This is a genomic window from Streptococcus sp. HMSC076C09 (assembly GCF_001837905.1).
Taxonomy (GTDB): Bacteria; Bacillota; Bacilli; order Lactobacillales; family Streptococcaceae; genus Streptococcus; species Streptococcus parasanguinis_I.
On record NZ_KV834606.1, the window covers coordinates 256886 to 276193 of the forward strand.

Genomic DNA, 19308 nt, shown 5'->3' on the forward strand with positions numbered 1-19308 from the left:
AGCCTTGCTGGTTGGTCCGAAAGGATTGACCGCGAGGTTTTTCTTTTTCCTGTTTAGTATGACAAGAATTCTCACTAATGCTTACTTTCTCTTTTTTAAAGATCAAAAACATGGTATAATAAATAAAAAGGAAGGGAGACATTCATGCCAAGGAGAGATTTAATTAGAAATGTCATCATTGTCGGTGTACTGGTTTTGGCACTGATTTTGCTTCGAATCTTTGTATTTCATCCATTTAGTATCAATGATAAAATGGCCAATGCTTCTGTGAAAACTGGAGATCTTGTGGTAGCGACTAGAAATGCTCAGGTAGATCGCAGTGATTTGGTCTTATACAAGGTCGGTGGAAAAGAATACCTTGGACGTGTCATTGCCAAAGAAAACGACGAAGTCAGCTACGTAGATGACGTCCTCTATTTGAATGGACAGGCAACACCAGAACCTTACCTGAACAAAATGCTCAACAAACACTTAGCTGCTCCAACGAGTAATGGGTATTATACGGATGATTTCTTTTTATCAGAGTTAAAAGGGACCAAGGCTGGTCGTGTCCCATCCGATACTTATCTAGTCTTAAATGATAACCGAGGAGATACAGAAGATAGTCGTGAGTTTGGTTATATCCATAAAAATCAGATCGAAGGAGTCGTGAATCTGCGTCTTTATCCTCTCAATAAATTTGGATTTATAAAAGTAGAAGAATAGCCGAAAGGCTATTTTTTTTATAAATATCAAAGAGAAACGATTAGATGCCCAGACCGGATCGCCTGGCTATATGGATTTTGAAGCCAATCCTAAAATCTTGAAAAATAAGATCAAAAATCAAAAGGCTACCCAATACCAGAGTTTCAACGAGGCGCTGATCGATCTTCAGAATGATCGGATCGATGGCCTCTTAATCGACCGTGTCTATGCCAACTATTATCTGCAAACGGAAGGAATTTTAAAAGACTATAATGTCTTTCCTGTCGGTTTTGAGACAGAATCCTTTGCGGTAGGGGTGCGCAAGGCGGATAAAACTTTGAAGAAAAAAATTGATGAAGCCTTCGTAAAACTCTATCAAAAAGGCCAGTTCCAAAAGATCTCTAAGAAGTGGTTGGGAACTGATGTAGCAACAGATGACATCAAGTAAAAAAGAGAGTGGGACAGAAATCGGTAATTCGTTAGAATTCGATTTCGTCGTCCCACCTCCGCACAGTTGAGTAGGGCTGTAAAAGCTGATGAAATCAGCGTAGTAGAGCCCACTCAACCACTGCGTCTTGCTCGACAATCCAAAGAAAATTGAGAGGCTAGGATTTTTGTCCCAGCCTCTTTTAGTCGGTTTTATTAGTAATTTGATGGAAAATCTTTTGCCACGTTTCATGGCGACGCCAGAGACTGGTATGGATTTGACCGTCTAGTTCATAGCGTATGAGTTTGGTTTTTTGGCTGATGGACTCCAGTTCAAAGTTTTGGAATTGAACTTGGTCGTTTGCGAGAGCCTCTATTAATTCTGCCTTGTTGTGTTCGTGACCGGTGTCGTCAATCAAGGTATAATTATCCGCTAGCAATGTATCAAACTCTTGCTTAGCATAGAGGCGTTTTTCGTAGGTCAAGAGTTTCTTTTCAACGTTTTCGATCAGCTCATCTTCAGGAATTGAGCTAGGTTCCACATGGACGTCAATGTCAAAGACTCCAAATTCTTCTTTCAGGAGATTCTCGACTTCTTCTGTGATCGCATGGCTTTCATAGACGGAAAGGTCGGGATTCATCTCCAAGACAACGTCCAGATAGATATTGCTTCCGTAGGTCCGTCCGCGTTGGTATTTCACACGCGCAATCTTAGGGAGTTTTAAAATAGCTTTTTCGTAATCTTCGAGGAGACTATCGTCAAAGCCGTCTGAAAGACTAAAGGAAGATTCCATAAAAATATCGTAGGCTGTTTTGAGGATAAAGAAGGTGATGATGATGGCTACGATTTTATCGACAATTGGATAGTTAAAAGCACTAGCAGCGATCGCGATCGACGTTCCAAGAGATGTGACGACGTCTGAAAGATTGTCTTTTGCGGCTGCTTTTAAGGCTTTTGATTTGGCCCGTTTTGCTAAGCGAAGATTGTAGAAATAAACGCCTAGCATGACAAGGGCTGAAACCACTCCGACGCCAGCACCGAGTGGATCAATGCTAACTGTTTCATTGCTGAAGATCTTTTGGAGGGTATCGCGTAAGACATCAAAACCGACATAAAACATAATGATGGAGGTGACTAGACTAGCTAGATCCTCAATTTTCCAGTGACCAAACTTGTGATCACGGTCAGCTGGTTGGCGAGCGAGACGAATCCCGATGAGCAGGGCAGCATTGCTGATGATATCAGATAAGTTGTTAAATCCATCGGCTACCAAACTGGATGAATGAAGTAGATGGCCGGTAGCCAATTTTACTGAAGAGAGCAATAAATAGGCTAGAATACTAATGATAGCGCCACGTTCGGCCAGTTTTAAGTTACTGTATGGTTTATCCAAAATATCCTCCTAGACCTCGGATGAAATCCTGTTTTCTTTAAGCTACTATTATATCGTTTTTGGAAGGGAAATTCAATTGAGTCCTTTTTTAAAAGAAGCTAGACCGGTTTTTGTGGTATAATAGAACGATTGAATGAATGAGGAGTATGAGATGAATCCTTTATTGAATGGTATGAATGATCGCCAAGCAGAGGCGGTCCAAACGACAGAAGGTCCCCTCTTGATCATGGCGGGGGCTGGTTCTGGTAAGACACGTGTCTTGACCCACCGCATCGCTTACTTGATCGATGAAAAAATGGTCAATCCTTGGAATATTTTGGCCATTACCTTTACCAATAAAGCCGCTCGGGAGATGAAGGAGCGGGCTTATCAATTGAATCCAGCCACCCAAGATTGCTTGATTGCGACCTTCCACTCCATGTGTGTGCGCATCCTTCGCCGAGATGCGGATCATATTGGCTACAATCGCAATTTTACCATTGTAGATCCAGGAGAACAACGGACCTTGATGAAGCGGATCTTGAAGTCCTTGAACTTGGATCCTAAAAAATGGAATGAACGGACAATCTTGGGGACTATTTCCAATGCCAAAAATGACCTGATCGATGAAGTGGCCTACGCCGCCCAGGCTGGCGATATGTACACCCAGATCGTCGCCAAGTGCTATGAGGCTTACCAAAAGGAACTCCGTCAGTCAGAAGCAGTGGACTTTGATGATTTGATCATGCTGACCTTGCGTCTTTTTGATCAGCATCCAGATGTGCTGACCTATTACCAGCAGAAGTTCCAATACATCCACGTAGACGAGTATCAAGATACCAACCATGCCCAATACCAGTTGGTCAAACTCTTGGCTTCACGCTTTAAAAATATCTGTGTCGTTGGGGATGCGGACCAGTCTATTTATGGCTGGCGGGGAGCAGATATGCAGAATATCCTGGACTTTGAGAAGGATTATAAGGAAGCTAAGGTCGTTTTGTTGGAGGAAAATTATCGTTCCACTAAAACTATCCTGCAAGCAGCCAATGATGTCATCAAAAACAATCGCCACCGCCGTCCGAAGAATCTCTGGACACAAAATGAAGACGGGGAAGATATTGTTTATTATCGGGCTAATGACGAGCAGGATGAAGCAGTCTTTGTTGCTAAAACCATTGAAGAGCTCAGTCGCGAAGCTGGCTACAAGCACCGTGATTTTGCTGTTCTCTACCGAACCAATGCCCAGTCACGGACCATTGAAGAAGCGCTGCTCAAGTCCAACATTCCCTACACCATGGTGGGAGGCACCAAGTTCTACAGCCGGAAGGAAATTCGGGATGTCATTGCTTATCTGAACTTGATTGCCAACCTCAGTGACAATATCAGTTTTGAGCGCATTATCAATGAACCCAAGCGGGGAATCGGGCCAGGTACAGTGGATAAGATTCGTGACTTTGCCCAAATGCAAGAGTCTTCACTCCTGGATGCTTCAGCCAATATCATGCTCTCAGGCATCAAAGGAAAGGCCGCTCAAGCCATCTGGGACTTTGCCAATCTCATTCTTGATTTGAGAGAAAGATTGGACCAGCTCACCATTACAGAGTTGGTCGAAGAAGTCCTTGACAAGACAGGTTATATGACAGCCCTAACCAATCAGGGAAATTTGGAAAGTCAGGCCCGCATCGAGAATATCCAAGAGTTCCTATCTGTTACCAAGAATTTTGATGAAAATGGAGAGACCGTCGAAGACGAATCAGGTGTGGAAACCTTGAGTCGTTTCTTGAACGATTTGGCCTTGATTGCCGATACAGACGATGGGGCCCAAGAAACTTCAGAAGTCACCTTGATGACTCTTCATGCAGCCAAGGGATTGGAGTTCCCGGTCGTCTTCTTGATTGGAATGGAAGAAAATGTCTTTCCTCTTAGTCGTGCAGCAGAGGATCCAGATGAATTGGAGGAAGAACGTCGCTTGGCTTATGTGGGGATCACGCGGGCAGAGAAGGTTCTCTTCTTGACCAATGCCAACTCTCGTTTGCTCTTTGGACGGACCAGCTACAACCGTCCGACGCGTTTCATCAATGAAATTAGCTCGGATTTATTGACCTACCAAGGATTAGCCCGTCCAGTTAATACCAGCTTTAAGGCTTCTTATAGCAATGGAAGCGGAACGACATTTGGAAAAGGCATGAGCCTGTCTCAAGCCCTTCAAGAGCGCAAGAGACAAGCATCCCCAAGTGCTCTCACGTCATCAAGCCTACCTTTTGGTAATAGTAACCGAGCTGCTGCTAAAGAAAGCGTCGCTTGGTCCATTGGTGATATTGCCATTCACAAGAAGTGGGGAGAAGGAACTGTGCTTGAAGTATCTGGTAGTGGCAACACCCAAGAGCTCAAGATCAACTTCCCAGAAGTGGGTCTCAAGAAACTCTTGGCCAGTGTCGCGCCGATTGAGAAGAAATAAACTAAAGCCAGTAAGCTAAGTCCACTGTTTCAGATTATAAATAAGCAACATCTTTTCAGAAATCTAAAGTTATTACTGAATGAGACTATTGAAAAAAATATTTTGGAACTAGTGCAAAATAGATTGAGACTTTTCGCCGTGAGGAAAGCATCAGAAACGCATTAGTTTCTGGTGCTCGGTAGATTTGAGACGAAAGGCTCAAATCTAAGGTATGGAATCCCAAAGGGAGTCGCTACCGTCCGTCCTCACCTAAGGAAAGTCTCTATAAAAGAATGAATATTTACTTAAAACCAGCAAGCTTCGTTTGTTGGTTTTGATTTTACTGGTGGCATGATATAATATACTAAGAATAGAGAAAGAGGCATACTATGAACGAAATCAAGTGTCCCAACTGTGGGGAAGTCTTTACAGTCAATGAAAGTCAATACAGCGAACTCTTGTCACAGGTACGGACAGCAGAGTTTGACAAGGAAATTCATGAGCGAATTCGGCAAGAGTTGGCTTTAGCAGAGCAAAAGGCCCTTAATGAGCAGCAAGAGAAGTTAGCAAAGAAGGATCAAGAAATTGCTCAGTTACAAAACCAGATTCAACAGTTTGATACTGAAAAAGAATTGGCTAAAAAAGAGGTGGAGCAAACAGCTAGCCAAAGCTTGCTAGAGAAAGAAAAAGAAGTGCAAGCACTGGAGAATCAATTGGCCACCTTGCGCTTGGAGCATGAGAACCAGTTGCAAAAGACGCTTTCTAATTTGGAGAAGGAGCGTGATCAGGTACAAAACCAATTACTCCTTCAAGAGAAGGAAAATGAACTGTCCCTAGCTTCTGTCAAGCAAAACTACGAAGCCCAGCTTAAGGCAGCCAATGAACAGGTCGAGTTCTACAAGAATTTTAAGGCCCAACAGTCGACCAAGGCCATCGGGGAAAGTCTGGAACAGTATGCGGAAAGTGAATTCAACAAGGTTCGCAGTTTTGCCTTTCCAAATGCCTATTTTGAAAAGGACAACAAGGTCTCTGCACGTGGGTCTAAAGGCGACTTTATTTTCCGCGAGTGCGATGAAAATGGGGTGGAGATTATCTCCATTATGTTCGAGATGAAGAATGAAGCTGACGGGACAGAGAAGAAGCATAAGAATGCGGATTTCTACAAGGAATTGGACAAGGACCGTCGAGAAAAGAACTGTGAGTATGCGGTTTTAGTGACCATGCTTGAAGCAGATAACGACTACTTTAACACAGGGATTGTCGATGTCAGCCACGAGTATGAGAAGATGTATGTCGTCCGTCCTCAGTTCTTTATCCAGATCATTGGGCTCCTGCGTAATGCGGCCCTTAATTCCCTTAAATACAAGCAGGAATTGGCGCTTGTCCGTGAACAAAATATTGATATTACCCACTTTGAAGAGGACCTAGATGCCTTTAAAGTAGCCTTTGCTAAGAACTACAATTCGGCTTCTGTCAACTTTGGCAAGGCTATCGATGAAATCGACAAAGCCATCAAGCGGATGGAAGAAGTCAAGAAATTCCTCACCACATCAGAAAACCAACTTCGCCTCGCTAACAACAAGTTGGATGATGTTTCCGTTAAAAAATTGACTCGGAAAAATCCAACTATGAAAGCGAAGTTTGATGCCTTGAAGGAAGACTAGGAGGCTTCTATGCAGATACGAAAAGCAACCATGAAAGATGCGGAAGTCTTACTGTCTTTATACGAAGACTTGGGCTATCCAACGACCGCTTCTAAGCTGTCTCGACGCTTAGAAATGATTCTTTCTCAACCACATTATGGCTGTCTTTTAGCTGAAAGAAACGGAGAAATTTTAGGTTTCTTAGGTTATGCAAAACTCTTCTTTTTTGAAGCAGATGGGTCTTACTATCGTATTTGGCTTTGTCAGTTGCAAAAGAAACAAGACGACAAGGAATTGCTAGTAGGCTAATCGATGAATTGAAAAAACAAGCGGTAAAAGAAGGGGTTAAGGCGCTGGCTCTAAATAGTGGATTAACCGCTGAACGAAATGCTGCACATCAGTTTTATCAGGCAGTTGGATTTGAAAAAGTAACTGCCGGCTTTGCTCTGTATTTAAAAACTCAACATGAATAAACATGATAAAATAGGAGAGAAAACGAAGTAATGTCTTCAACAAAAGGGAAAACCTTATATTTGAACAAAAAGAGCATGGACTATGTAACATTTGGAAAAGGTAAACAGCCATTAGTGATCATACCAGGATTGGGGGATGGATTGCAGACGGTTAAAGGTATGGCTATGCCTTTTTCAATCACATACCGTATACTTGCCAAACGTTACAAAATCTATGTTTTTTCTCGAATCAATGAGCTGAGACAGGGCTATACGACGCGGGATATGGCAGCAGATGTAGCAGAAGCAATGGAGGCGCTGAACTTAGATACATCTTATGTTATGGGGATTTCGCAAGGTGGAATGATTGCCCAATGGTTGGTGGTGGATTTCCCTGAAAAGGTTCAAAAGCTCATCTTAGCCGTGACTACTGCAAAACCTAGTCAACTTGCTAGAGAGCGAATTGAGCATTGGCAAAAGCTTAGTCAATCTGGAACTTTTAAGCATCTCATGCTGGATATCGCAAAGCACTCCTATACGCAAAAGAGCTATCAAAAGTGGCGGTTCCTTTATAATATCATGGGTCGCTTGGGGCGAATCAAAGATGAAAATAGAATTGCCATTCAGTCTCAGTCTTGCCTTACTCACGATAGCATTGAGGTCTTAAAGGAAATTCAGTGTCCAACCTTTGTCCTTGGTGCGCTTGAAGATGATGTGATTGGTGTGGACGGATCCAAGGAACTAGCAAAAGCGATTTCGGATTGTCAACTCCTCATTCTTAAGCATTCTGGGCATGCTCTTTATGAAGAAAATAAAGCATTTCAAGAGGCTGTCTGTGGATTCTTAAACTAAAAAACGCTGGAAAAATTCCAGCGTTTTTATTCTAGTTAAATCGCAAAGAGATCGTTTAGGTTTTCTGCCATGGTTGGGTGGGTAAAGATTTGTTTTGCGATGTAAGTATAAGGGATCTTGTTGTCCATCGCCATGGTGATCAGGTTGATGATTTCGCCTGCAGCTTCTCCAAAGAGCGTCACTCCAAGAATTTCTTTAGTTTCTGGGTTGACCACGGCTTTGAAGGCACCTCGAAGGTCTGCATTGACGTGTCCGCGTGGCATAGCAGCAACTGGCAATTCTTTAACAGCAACTGGAAGTCCTTTGTCACGTGCTTCTTGCTCGGTCAAGCCGACTTGGGCAAGTGGAGGAGCAATAAAGAGTGTTGTCGCATAATTGTGACGAGTTTCGAGATTGTAGCTACCATCGCCTGTAAGGTAGTTGAAGACAATGCGGAAGTCATCGAGTGACATGTAGGTGAATTGTGGACCACCATTGACATCCCCAACTGCAAAGACTCCAGGGACGCTGGTTTCCAAATGACGGTTAACTTGGATCGCTCCACGATCAGTGACTTGGATGTCTGTGTTTTCAAGACCAAGTCCAGCTGTGTTTGGCTTACGACCTGTTGCGTAGAGAAGGATATCGAACTCAAAGTCTCCCTTATCTGTGACAACCGTTAAGCTATGGTCACCATCTTTGATTTCTTGGGTATGAACGCCTTGCAAGAATTGAATGCCGTCTTCTTCAAGGTAGCCTTTTGCAAGAGCTGCAATACTTGGCTCGATCCGTGGCAAGAATGTTTCAGAAGCATCCAATACCGTTACTTGGCTACCCAAGGTATTGTATAGGTGGGCAAATTCCAATCCGATAGGTCCACCGCCAAGGACACCAAGGCGTTTAGGTAGGTTTTCCAAACGTTGAATGCCGGTTGAATCCACGGCAAATTTACTTTCAGCCAAACCTGGAATCGGAAGGACATTTGGCACAGCACCAGTATTAATAATAATGGTTTCAGCTGTCAATTCTTCCTTTTCATCTCCAGCTTGAATTTCGATGACCTTGTTAGAAACGAAACGAGCCGTCGCGTCGATAATGTCTACGCCAGTTCCAGCAATGGTTGCGTAGTTCTTGCCGTTGAGACGAGTAGTGACTGCATTTTTCTCATTCATGGCTTGCTCAAAATCCAAGCCTTTTTCTGCTGCAACAATCAAGGTCTTGGTGGGAATACAAGCGATATTGATACAAGTACCACCGTACATAGATTTGCTCTTTTCAATCAGAGCGACTTTTTTTCCTTGGCTTGATAATTTCGCTGCGAGTGTTTTACCAGCTTTACCAAATCCAATCACAATAACATCATACATTAACATATGTTACACCTTCTTTCGCTTTCTATTGTATCAAATCCATTTTAAAAAGTCTGAAATCTGCTACGGGATTTTTTAGGAGCTCATGAGAAGGGGGAAAGAGGGACAAGAAGTCTTGTTTCATGGTATAATAAAGGGTCGGTGGACCGGATGGTCACACAATCAGTTAGAAAGAGCAAATCAGATGGACGGAATTATCAATGTAAAAAAGGAAGCAGGCATGACCTCACATGATGTGGTCTTTAAACTGCGAAAAATCTTAGGAACTAAGAAGATCGGCCATGGGGGAACGCTGGATCCGGATGTGGTGGGAGTGCTTCCAATAGCAGTTGGCAAGGCGACCCGGATGGTCGAATTCATGCAAGATGAAGGCAAGGTCTATGAAGGAGAAATCACTCTGGGATTTTCTACCACAACGGAGGATGCCAGCGGGGATGTCGTGGAGCGGACCCCAGTGGAAGTGCCTTTAGATGCAGAAGAGGTCGATCGTATGATTGCCCAAATGGTGGGAGAGATCGAGCAGGTACCGCCTATGTACTCCGCGGTTAAGGTCAATGGGCGTAAGCTCTATGAGTATGCACGGGCAGGAGAAGAAGTGGAACGCCCTGTCCGACAGGTAACCATTTATGAATTCACGCGTACCAGTGAGATTGGCTACGAGGAAGGACTAGCCCGTTTTCGCTTCCGGGTTAAATGCAGCAAGGGCACCTATATCCGGACCTTGTCGGTGGATTTGGGTCAAAAACTGGGTTATGCAGCCCATATGTCTCATCTGACACGGACCAGTGCTGCCGGTTTGTCACTGGAAGATTCCCTGACCTTAGAAGAAGTGGCTGAAAAAGTAGCACAAGGAGATTTGAGCTTCCTTCACCCACTTGAAATTGGCACCGGGGATCTGGAAAAAGTAGAGCTGACAGTAGAAGAGGTTGGCGAAGTTCAAGTGGGACGCTTTATTCCAGTTGAGAGTGACTCCAAAGAGTTAGCTGCTTTTTACCAAGGAAAATTGGTAGCCATTTTAGAAAAAAGAGAAGAACTTTACAAACCTCGAAAAGTCTTTCTAACAGAAAGTGTGTTACAATAAATTCATGAATATTCGTACGATTACTACTGCTAACCAGATCCATTTGGAGAATGAGACAGTTTTGGTTCTGGGCTACTTTGATGGCCTGCATCTGGGGCATCAAGAACTCTTTAAAAAGGCGCGTCAGATCGCGGATGAAAAAGGCTTGAAGGTCGCTTTGTTAACCTTTCCTGAATCTCCTAAGTTAGCCTTTGTTCGCTACCAACCAGAATTACTGCTTCATTTGCAGAGTCCTGAGGATCGGTTCCAAAAATTAAACGAACTAGGAGTGGATGAGCTCTTCCTCATTGATTTTACGACCGATTTTGCTTCTAAAACCGCCAAAGAATTTGTTGATCAATTTGTCAAAGCCTTGAGGGCCCGAGTTTTAATTGCTGGATTTGATTATAGTTTTGGCTCTGATAAGAAAACGGCCTCTGACTTAGCTGATTATTTTGATGGTCAAGTGGAAGTCATTTCTCCTGTATTGGATCAGGGGGAAAAGATTAGTTCAACCCGCATTCGTCAAGCTATCCTAGAAGGACGCGTCCAAGAAGCTGCCCGTCTACTTGGTCACCCTTTATCCAGTCGGGGCATCGTCGTGCATGGGGATGCGCGTGGCCGCACCATTGGCTATCCTACTGCCAATTTAGCACCGATTGACCGGACCTATTTACCATCAGATGGGGTTTATGTAGTTGATGTCGATTTTAAAGGGCAGATCTATCGAGGCATGGCTTCTGTTGGCAAAAATGTCACCTTTGATGGAAAAGAGCTTCGTTTCGAAGTCAATCTCTTTGATTTTTCTGGAGATATTTATGGCCATACTTTGACCATTCATTGGTTGGATAAGATACGGGAAATGGTCAAATTCGATGGGATCGATCAACTAGTGGCTCAATTGAAAGAAGATGAAGCAGTTTCACGAAACTGGCCCGAGGATTAGGAAGTTACCTAGTCCTTTTTTCTGCTGTCTTTTTGGGGATAATGAAAGTGGTTTCTTTTTTTCTACTGAAATTCAGAAAAATCGACTAGAAATCAAAAAAGCGCTTTTCAAGCACCTAATTTTTTTGTATAATAGAGTTAGATAGTTATATATAAAAAAGAAGTGAACCACATGATTACATTATTTTTATCACCGAGTTGTACATCATGTCGAAAAGCTCGGGCTTGGTTAAAAAAGCACGATGTTCCATTTAAAGAACACAATATAATGACAAGTCCTTTGAGCAAACAGGAGTTGACAAGTATATTGGCCTTGACCGAAAACGGAACAGACGACATTATTTCAACTCGTTCAAAAATTTTTCAAAAATTGGATGTTGATGTTGAAGATTTATCGATCTCAGCCTTGATTCATCTGATTGAGGAAAATCCAAGTCTCTTAAGGAGACCGATTATTTTAGATAACAAGCGCATGCAAATCGGCTTTAACGAAGACGAAATTCGGGCCTTCTTGCCGCGGAGTTATCGAAAACAAGAGTTACGCTCTGCCACTCTAAGAGCAGAAATAAACTAAGAAGTATGTCGAATGCAAAAAAATTATAGTTACCCACTGGACTTATCGTGGAGCACTGAAGAGCTTGCTTCAGTGCTTTCTTTTTTCAATAAAGTTGAAGAAGCCTATGAAAGTAAGGTAGAGGCCAAAGAATACATGGAAGCCTACCGCGCTTTTAAGAAGGTCGTGCCTAGTATCGGAGAAGAAAAACGTCTCGGACGGGAGTTCGAAGAAGTGAGCGGTTATTCTCTCTATCGTGCGACCCAGGCTGCAAAGCAAAAAGAGGAAGGATGGTTTTCTCTTGAAGAATAAATTAGAGTTTGCCAAACAAATCGTTTTAGAGGCTGGAGACTACTTGCGTCTTCATCTCCATGATGACTTGATGATCTCAAAAAAGACTGGGCCGACAGATTTGGTGACCCAGATGGACCAACAGGTTCAAAAGGATTTGGTTGAAAAAATCACAAATCGCTACCCAGAAGATCGGATTTTTGCGGAGGAAGATGGCCTTCGTTCACCGATTTCAGAAGGATCCGTTTGGGTGATTGATCCCATTGATGGGACCAATAATTTTGTGACCCAAAAGGAAGATTTTGCGGTCATGGTGGCCTATTTCGAAGACGGAATCGGTCGGTTTGGCCTGATCTACGATGTGATGCGGGATCACCTTTTTTTCGGGGGTGGAGAATTCCCAGTTTATCGCAATGAGGTTGAATTGACGCCCTTTGTAGATCAGCCTCTGGAAAACCTTTTGATTGCGTCAAATGTCGGTATGCTTGAGAAAAATGACTGGGGAATGGCCGATCTTGGCATGGACTCTCTTGGCATTCGGGTCTACGGAAGTGCCGGTATTAGTTTTTCAAAAATTCTCTCAGGTGGGATTCTAGCTTATTTTAGCTATATCTGGCCTTGGGATTATGCCGCAGCTGCGATCATGGGGGAACAGTTGGGCTATACCGTTTTAAATCTAAATGGAAATAAACCTAATTACCAGTCAGTGGAACCCATTATGATGGTTCCAAAAGTGAAGTTAACAGAAATTCAAACCTATCTTAAGAAAGGGAGAAGTTAAATGAATTTTCCCAATGGTTTTAAAGAAAAATACCAGCATCTTCTAGGTGAGGATGCTGCTGCTTTTTTTGCGACCTTTGAGCAAGAAGCAGTATCGGCCTTTCGGACTAATCCTTTGAAAGAAACTCAAAAAGCATTTGATGATCCGATTCCCAATACCCCTTGGGGACATTATGGAAAGGTCTCAGGAAAATCCATCGAGCACGCAACGGGTTTAGTCTATTCGCAAGAGCCAGCTGCACAGATAGTGGCCCAAGTCGCTCAGCCGAAGCCAGGGATGAAGGTCTTAGACTTGGCCGCAGCTCCTGGCGGAAAGACCACCCAACTCTTGTCTTATTTGGACAATCAGGGACTCTTGGTCTCCAATGAAATCCACAAGGGACGCTCGAAAATTCTCGTAGAGAATGTCGAACGTTTCGGTGCCCGAAATGTATTGGTAACCAATGAGTCAGCCGATCGCCTGGCAAAAGTTTTCTCAGGATTTTTTGATCTGATTGTATTAGATGCTCCTTGTTCGGGTGAGGGGATGTTTCGTAAGCAATCAGATGCCATGGACTATTGGTCTGTCGAATATCCTCGAGAGTGTAGTCTTCTTCAAAGAGAAATTCTGGAGGATGCCCTCAAGATGTTGGTCCAAGGTGGTTCCTTGGTTTATTCAACCTGTACCTGGGCTCCAGAGGAAAATGAAGAAATTGTATCCTGGCTTTTGGAAAACTATGATCTGGAGCTGGAAACGATCGAGAAGATTAATGGTATGGCAGAAGGCATTGACTACCCAGAAACCGCGCGTATGTATCCTCATCTCTTTAAAGGGGAGGGCCAATTTGTTGCTAAGTTCCGTTATCTAGGAGAGAATCGTCCTGCCAAAATCCCTTCCAAAAAGGACCAATTATCTGCGGAGCAAAAGAAATGGTGGCAGGAGTTTGCTAAGAAACACTTGAAGATTACTCTGGAAGGAGTCCTCGAAACCTTTGGGGACGAACTGTATTTGGTTCCACATGGTTTACCAGATTTGCGAAAAGTAAAAATCGCCCGAAATGGTTTGCACCTAGGGACCTTCAAGAAAAATCGATTTGAACCTAGTTTTGCCCTTGGCCTGGCATTGAGACCGAGTGAAGTCAAAGAGACCGTTTCGATCACGCCTGAAGACTTTGTTCATTATGTGGCGGGAGAGACGGTTCAATTGAAGGAAACGCATCCAAATGGATGGTACCAGGTCCTTGTCGAAGGCAATGGTTTGGGCTTTGCCAAAGTGACCGGACAGACCCTGAAAAATTTCTATCCAAAGGGGCTTCGTTTTAGGTAAAATGCTGGGCAAAGAACTCGTTCTATGATATAGTGGGAGTACAGGTTTTTTTGAAAAAACTTGTCAAAATCATAAGTGAAATAGTGAAATATCAAGGAGACATGATTTGAAAAAGTCTAAAAAGCTGATCCTAGGACTAGCAACGATCGCATTAGCAGGAAGTTTATCTGCTTGTGCTTCTTGGATCAATCGCGGAGAATCCATCACTGCTGTCGGATCGACTGCCTTACAACCCTTGGTTGAAGGAGTAGTAGATCGCTACATTGAAGAACATCCTGGTAAGATTGTGAATGTACAAGGAGGAGGTTCTGGTACAGGACTTTCACAAGTTCAATCAGGCGCTGTGGACATCGGAAATAGTGACCTCTTTGCAGAGGAAAAATCTGGGATCGATGCCTCTAGTCTGGTCGACCATCAGGTAGCCGTAGCAGGAACAGCCATCATTGCCAATAAAAATATCTCAATCGACAATTTGACAACGGAGCAATTGCGAAAGATCTTTACGGGTGAATATACCAATTGGAAGCAATTGGGAGGCCCAGATCTTGAAATCACGATTGTGAACCGTGCAGTTGGTTCTGGTAGCCGTGCTGTCTTTGATGCCATTATCATGGATGGCAAACAACCCAAGCAGGCCCAAGAGCAAGACTCTAATGGAATGGTGAAAAACATCGTTTCTCAAACGCCAGGAGCCATCTCTTATCTGGCCTTTACCTACTTGGATAGCAGTGTCAAAACCATGAAGCTCAATGGCTATCAACCAATCAAAGCCAATGTCGTCAACAATAACTGGCCAATCTGGTCCTACGAACACATGTATACCAAAGGAAAACCCAATGAGTTGTCTAAAAAATTCATTGACTACATGATGACCGATGAGGTTCAGCAAAAAGTTGTTGGCAAGATGGGTTATATCCCGATCAATGACATGAAAGTAACCCGTGATTTAAAAGGGAATGTGTCAAAAAAATAAAAGAATTAGGTAAAAAATGAACGAAGTAGCAAAAAAAATGCTGACGAAATCAAAAAACTCCCGCCTAGAAAAATTTGGGAAAACCATTACTTTTTTATGTATGAGTTTGATTGTTGTCGTCGTTGCCATGATTTTGATTTTCGTGGCCCAAAAAGGTTTATCGACTTTCTTTGTCAATAAAGTCAATATCTTTAGTTTTCTATTTGGGAGTACTTGGAATCCTGCTGCAAAGGAATTCGGAGCCCTACCAATGATTCTAGGTTCCTTTATTGTAACCTTGCTTTCTGCCCTCTTGGCAACGCCGTTTGCCATTGGTGCAGCAGTTTTCATGACAGAAGTCTCTCCTAAAGGAGCTCGTTTCTTGCAACCAGCCATTGAGCTCCTAGTGGGGATTCCTTCAGTTGTTTATGGATTCATTGGTCTTCAAGTCGTTGTCCCTTTCACCCGTAGTCTCTTTGGAGGGACTGGTTTTGGGATCCTCTCAGGGGTTTTTGTCCTCTTTGTTATGATCCTGCCAACTGTCACCTTTATGACGACCGATAGCCTCCGAGCTGTGCCCCGTCATTACCGGGAAGCTAGTATGGCCATGGGTGCGACACGCTGGCAAACGATTTGGCATGTCACGCTCAAGGCAGCCCGCTCAGGAATCTTTACAGCGGTTGTCTTTGGTATGGCGCGTGCCTTCGGGGAAGCCTTGGCTATCCAGATGGTGGTCGGAAACTCGGCAGTGGTACCAACCTCGCTCACAACACCAGCTTCCACCCTCACCTCTATTTTGACTATGGGAATCGGAAATACCGTCATGGGTACGGTCAATAACAATGTTCTTTGGTCACTTGCCTTGGTATTGCTCCTCATGAGTCTTGCCTTTAACAGTGTGATTAAACTGATTACGAAAGAAAGAGGTAAGAAGAACTATGCACGCTAAACGAATGGATAAAATTGCCACAGGAGTGCTGTATGCTATTTCAGGGATCATCGTTGCGATTCTTGCCTCATTGATCCTTTATATCTTGGTCCGTGGCTTGCCCCATGTATCTTGGCACTTCTTGACTGGGAAATCTTCTTCTTATCAAGCAGGAGGAGGGATCGGAATTCAATTGTATAATTCCTTCTTCCTCTTGGTCATTACCTTGGTGATTTCCTTCCCACTGTCTCTTGGAGCTGGGATTTACCTCTCTGAGTACGCTAAAAAAGGTCGCTTGACCAATTTGGTTCGTACCTGTATTGAGATCTTGTCTTCTTTGCCATCTGTCGTTGTAGGTCTCTTTGGTTACTTGGTTTTCGTTGTCCAGTTCAAATACGGATTTTCGATCATTTCAGGAGCCTTGGCTTTAACCGTCTTTAACCTGCCACAGATGACCCGCAATATCGAAGATAGCTTGCAGCACGTCCACCATACACAGCGCGAAGCAGGTCTAGCTCTGGGCTTGTCTCGCTGGGAAACTGTGATTCATGTCGTGGTACCAGAAGCTCTTCCAAGTATTATCACTGGGGTCGTCTTGGCCTCTGGACGGATCTTTGGGGAAGCTGCTGCCTTGATCTATACTGCAGGTCAATCGGCTCCAGCCCTTGATTGGTCAAACTGGAATGTCTTTAGTGTGACCAGTCCGATTTCGATCTTCCGTCAGGCTGAAACCTTGGCTGTCCATATCTGGAAGGTCAACAGTGAAGGAACCATTCCAGACTCGATCGAAGTCTCAGCCGGTTCTGCCGCCGTTCTTTTGATCTTTATCTTGATCTTTAACTTTGGAGCGCGCAAACTCGGAAGTTACCTCCATAAAAAACTAACATCTGCTTAAAGGAGAAGAAATGTCAAAATACAATTGGGATGAGAGACACATCATTACTTTTCCTGAAGAAAAGGTGGTCCTATCGACCAAAGATTTACATGTCTATTATGGAACGAACGAGTCCATTAAAGGCGTCGACATGCAGTTTGAAAAGAATAAGATTACAGCCTTGATCGGTCCTTCAGGATCTGGAAAATCAACCTACCTTCGTAGTTTGAACCGGATGAACGATACCATCGATATTGCGCGTGTAACGGGTGAAATTTGGTATGAAGGAATTGATGTCAATCGTCCAGATATCAATGTTTATGAAATGCGCAAGCACATTGGGATGGTTTTCCAACGGCCGAATCCTTTTGCCAAATCGATTTACAAAAACATCACCTTCCCGCATGAACGTGCGGGGGTGAAAGACAAGAAGGTCTTGGATGAATTGGTCGAAACTTCTTTGAAACAGGCAGCTCTTTGGGATCAGGTCAAGGATGACCTTCATAAATCAGCTCTGACACTTTCAGGTGGCCAACAGCAACGACTTTGTATCGCGCGGGCCATCTCTGTGAAGCCTGATATCTTACTTATGGATGAGCCAGCATCAGCGCTTGATCCGATCGCGACAGCGCAATTAGAAGAAACCATGCTTGAGTTGAAGAAGAATTATACCATTGTCATCGTGACCCATAGCATGCAACAAGCAGCGCGTGCTAGTGATTATACCGGTTTCTTCTACCTTGGAAACCTTATCGAGTACGATAAGACTTCGAATATTTTCCAAAATGCGAAATTGCAATCGACCAACGATTATGTATCTGGTCACTTTGGATAAAGTAAAATGACAACAAAAAGGAAAATAGAATGACAGAACCAATTTTGCAAGTCAAGGACTTGTCGGTTTATTACAATAAAAAGAAGGCTTTAAATAGCGTCTCCTTGGATTTTGCTCCAAAGGAGATCACAGCCTTGATTGGTCCTTCAGGATCAGGGAAATCTACCCTTTTAAAAGCCATTAACCGTATGGGCGACCTCAACCATGAGGTCACCACCACAGGAACCATCCTCTACAATGGACATAATATCTACGGACCCCGGACCGATACGGTTGAATTGCGTAAGGAAATCGGAATGGTCTTCCAACAGCCCAATCCTTTCCCAATGTCCATTTATGATAATGTGACTTATGGATTGATGATTAATGGTGTCAAGGATAAGGCTGTCTTAGATGAGACAGTTGAAACCTCATTGAAACGCGCTTCCATCTGGGATGAAGTCAAGGATCGACTGCATGATTCAGCTATCGGACTTTCCGGTGGTCAGCAGCAGCGGGTTTGTGTGGCGCGGGTTCTTGCGACCAGTCCAAAGATTATTCTTTTGGATGAACCAACTTCAGCGCTGGATCCGATTTCAGCTGGTAAGATTGAAGAAACACTGTATGGACTAAAAGACCGTTACACTATGCTTTTGGTGACCCGCTCCATGCAGCAAGCGAGTCGGATTTCCGATAAAACAGCCTTTTTCTTGGATGGCGATTTGATTGAGTACAATGACACCAATGAAATGTTCATGAACCCAGCTAAGAAAGAAACAGAGGACTATGTCTCTGGTAAATTTGGATAGGAAGAAAATAAAATGTTACGAGTTCAATTTGAAGAAGATTTAGAGAAGTTGCATAACCAGTTTTATGCAATGGGAAATGAAGTGTTGAGTCAGATCAACCGTACGGTCCGTGCTTTCGTGACCCATGACCGTGAATTGGCCCGCCAGGTCATCGAAGATGATGCGGAGATCAACGACTACGAAGTGAAATTAGAGCGTAAATCCTTTGAGATTATTGCCCTTCAACAGCCCGTTTCACAAGACCTTCGTGTCGTGATGACTGTCTTAAAAGCGGTCTCTGACTTAGAGCGGATGGGTGACCACGCAGTATCAATTGCCAAGGCAACCATTCGCATGAAAGGGGAAGTCCGTATTCAATCTGTTGAGGAAGAGATCAGCAAGATGGGCCGTGAAGTCAAAGATTTTGTCGAAGCGACACTAGATGTTTACCTCAAAGGCGATGTGGATTTGGCCTATGAAGTTGCTTCACGAGACGAAGTCATCAACCATTACTTCGATAGCATCCAAGAATTAGCAACAGAAGAAATTCGGAAAAATCCAGAGTCCATCGTGACCGGACGGGATTATTTCCAAGTGATCAACTTCTTGGAACGCATCGGAGATTATGCAAAAAACATCTGTGAATGGGTGGTTTACTTCGAAACAGGTAAAATTATCGAAATGTAAGATCATGGAGTCTTTTCGATATCAGACGGGCATTCTAATGCTTGTCTTTTCTTTTATCTTAACTTTGTGATAAAATAGTTTTATTAGGGCTTTTGATTGGGAAAGCATGAAACA

At 43.5% G+C, this 19308-nt stretch carries 18 protein-coding genes and 2 pseudogenes; 18 read left to right on the forward strand and 2 right to left on the reverse strand.

Annotation, left to right across the window (positions count from 1 at the left end; translation table 11 throughout):
• Positions 1-144: 144 nt before the first annotated feature.
• Together lepB and HMPREF2704_RS01245 are read left to right on the forward strand one after the other, a co-directional pair.
• The gene (lepB, locus tag HMPREF2704_RS01240) at positions 145-705 is read left to right on the forward strand and encodes a signal peptidase I (protein ID WP_003006560.1); all 561 of its coding nucleotides are present in this window, start codon (positions 145-147) and stop codon (positions 703-705) included.
• A 28-nt stretch (positions 706-733) separates the two neighbouring features.
• Positions 734-1132 (forward strand): annotated as a pseudogene (locus HMPREF2704_RS01245) (transporter substrate-binding domain-containing protein); the annotation flags it as partial.
• A gap of 181 nt (positions 1133-1313) precedes the next feature.
• On the opposite strand, the gene HMPREF2704_RS01250 reads toward HMPREF2704_RS01245, so the two are convergent.
• Positions 1314-2504 carry a cation diffusion facilitator family transporter gene (locus HMPREF2704_RS01250; RefSeq protein WP_024055507.1) on the reverse strand — a complete coding sequence of 397 codons (1191 nt, stop codon included), beginning with the start codon at positions 2502-2504 and terminating at the stop codon, positions 1314-1316.
• Positions 2505-2655: 151 nt separating this feature from the next.
• Between HMPREF2704_RS01250 and pcrA the strand changes: the two genes are divergently transcribed.
• The 4 genes and pseudogenes from pcrA (at position 2656) to HMPREF2704_RS01270 (ending at position 7867) form a co-directional block, all read left to right on the forward strand.
• Positions 2656-4941 (forward strand): DNA helicase PcrA, encoded by a 2286-nt coding sequence (gene pcrA / locus HMPREF2704_RS01255; RefSeq protein WP_045760174.1) that lies wholly within the window; start codon positions 2656-2658, stop codon positions 4939-4941.
• Positions 4942-5309: 368 nt separating this feature from the next.
• On the forward strand, positions 5310-6584 hold the full coding sequence (locus HMPREF2704_RS01260) for a DUF2130 domain-containing protein (protein ID WP_045759278.1): 1275 nt from the start codon (positions 5310-5312) through the stop codon (positions 6582-6584).
• 9 nt (positions 6585-6593) lie between these two features.
• Positions 6594-7036 (forward strand): annotated as a pseudogene (locus tag HMPREF2704_RS01265) (N-acetyltransferase family protein).
• A 30-nt stretch (positions 7037-7066) separates the two neighbouring features.
• Positions 7067-7867 (forward strand): alpha/beta fold hydrolase, encoded by an 801-nt coding sequence (locus HMPREF2704_RS01270; RefSeq protein WP_049474798.1) that lies wholly within the window; start codon positions 7067-7069, stop codon positions 7865-7867.
• Between the two features lie 35 nt (positions 7868-7902).
• Here HMPREF2704_RS01270 and HMPREF2704_RS01275 read toward each other — a convergent pair whose 3' ends face one another.
• Complete coding sequence (locus HMPREF2704_RS01275) at positions 7903-9219, reverse strand: FAD-containing oxidoreductase (RefSeq protein WP_070845444.1); 1317 nt, start codon at positions 9217-9219, stop codon at positions 7903-7905.
• A 181-nt stretch (positions 9220-9400) separates the two neighbouring features.
• On the opposite strand from HMPREF2704_RS01275, the gene truB reads away from it, so the two are divergent.
• The 12 genes from truB (at position 9401) to phoU (ending at position 19194) form a co-directional block, all read left to right on the forward strand.
• Entirely contained in the window at positions 9401-10297 is an 897-nt protein-coding gene (truB, locus tag HMPREF2704_RS01280) for a tRNA pseudouridine(55) synthase TruB (RefSeq protein ID WP_049472264.1), read from the forward strand.
• A 4-nt stretch (positions 10298-10301) separates the two neighbouring features.
• The gene (locus HMPREF2704_RS01285; RefSeq protein ID WP_070673893.1) at positions 10302-11222 is read left to right on the forward strand and encodes a bifunctional riboflavin kinase/FAD synthetase; all 921 of its coding nucleotides are present in this window, start codon (positions 10302-10304) and stop codon (positions 11220-11222) included.
• A gap of 171 nt (positions 11223-11393) precedes the next feature.
• On the forward strand, positions 11394-11795 hold the full coding sequence (locus HMPREF2704_RS01290) for a Spx/MgsR family RNA polymerase-binding regulatory protein (protein WP_009732658.1): 402 nt from the start codon (positions 11394-11396) through the stop codon (positions 11793-11795).
• 12 nt (positions 11796-11807) lie between these two features.
• Complete coding sequence (locus tag HMPREF2704_RS01295) at positions 11808-12086, forward strand: UPF0223 family protein (protein WP_003003480.1); 279 nt, start codon at positions 11808-11810, stop codon at positions 12084-12086.
• Positions 12076-12846, forward strand: coding sequence for an inositol monophosphatase family protein (locus HMPREF2704_RS01300; RefSeq protein WP_070845445.1), 771 nt, complete (start codon positions 12076-12078; stop codon positions 12844-12846). The genes HMPREF2704_RS01295 and HMPREF2704_RS01300 overlap by 11 nt, the downstream gene beginning before the upstream one ends.
• The gene (locus HMPREF2704_RS01305) at positions 12847-14151 is read left to right on the forward strand and encodes an RsmF rRNA methyltransferase first C-terminal domain-containing protein (protein WP_070845446.1); all 1305 of its coding nucleotides are present in this window, start codon (positions 12847-12849) and stop codon (positions 14149-14151) included.
• Positions 14152-14257: 106 nt separating this feature from the next.
• Positions 14258-15124 carry a phosphate ABC transporter substrate-binding protein PstS family protein gene (locus tag HMPREF2704_RS01310; RefSeq protein ID WP_070845447.1) on the forward strand — a complete coding sequence of 289 codons (867 nt, stop codon included), beginning with the start codon at positions 14258-14260 and terminating at the stop codon, positions 15122-15124.
• Between the two features lie 16 nt (positions 15125-15140).
• Positions 15141-16052, forward strand: a complete 912-nt coding sequence (pstC, locus tag HMPREF2704_RS01315) for a phosphate ABC transporter permease subunit PstC (RefSeq protein WP_003003307.1) — start codon at positions 15141-15143, stop codon at positions 16050-16052.
• Positions 16042-16926, forward strand: a complete 885-nt coding sequence (gene pstA, locus HMPREF2704_RS01320) for a phosphate ABC transporter permease PstA (RefSeq protein ID WP_070660270.1) — start codon at positions 16042-16044, stop codon at positions 16924-16926. The genes pstC and pstA overlap by 11 nt, the downstream gene beginning before the upstream one ends.
• A 10-nt stretch (positions 16927-16936) precedes the next feature.
• Positions 16937-17740 (forward strand): phosphate ABC transporter ATP-binding protein PstB, encoded by an 804-nt coding sequence (pstB, locus tag HMPREF2704_RS01325; protein ID WP_070845448.1) that lies wholly within the window; start codon positions 16937-16939, stop codon positions 17738-17740.
• A 29-nt stretch (positions 17741-17769) separates the two neighbouring features.
• A complete protein-coding gene (pstB, locus tag HMPREF2704_RS01330) occupies positions 17770-18528 on the forward strand; it encodes a phosphate ABC transporter ATP-binding protein PstB (protein WP_070845449.1) in 759 nt (252 codons plus the stop codon).
• Positions 18529-18540: 12 nt separating this feature from the next.
• Positions 18541-19194: a phosphate signaling complex protein PhoU gene (phoU, locus tag HMPREF2704_RS01335; RefSeq protein WP_031577047.1), complete on the forward strand. Its 654-nt coding sequence runs from the start codon at positions 18541-18543 to the stop codon at positions 19192-19194.
• Positions 19195-19308: the final 114 nt, after the last annotated feature.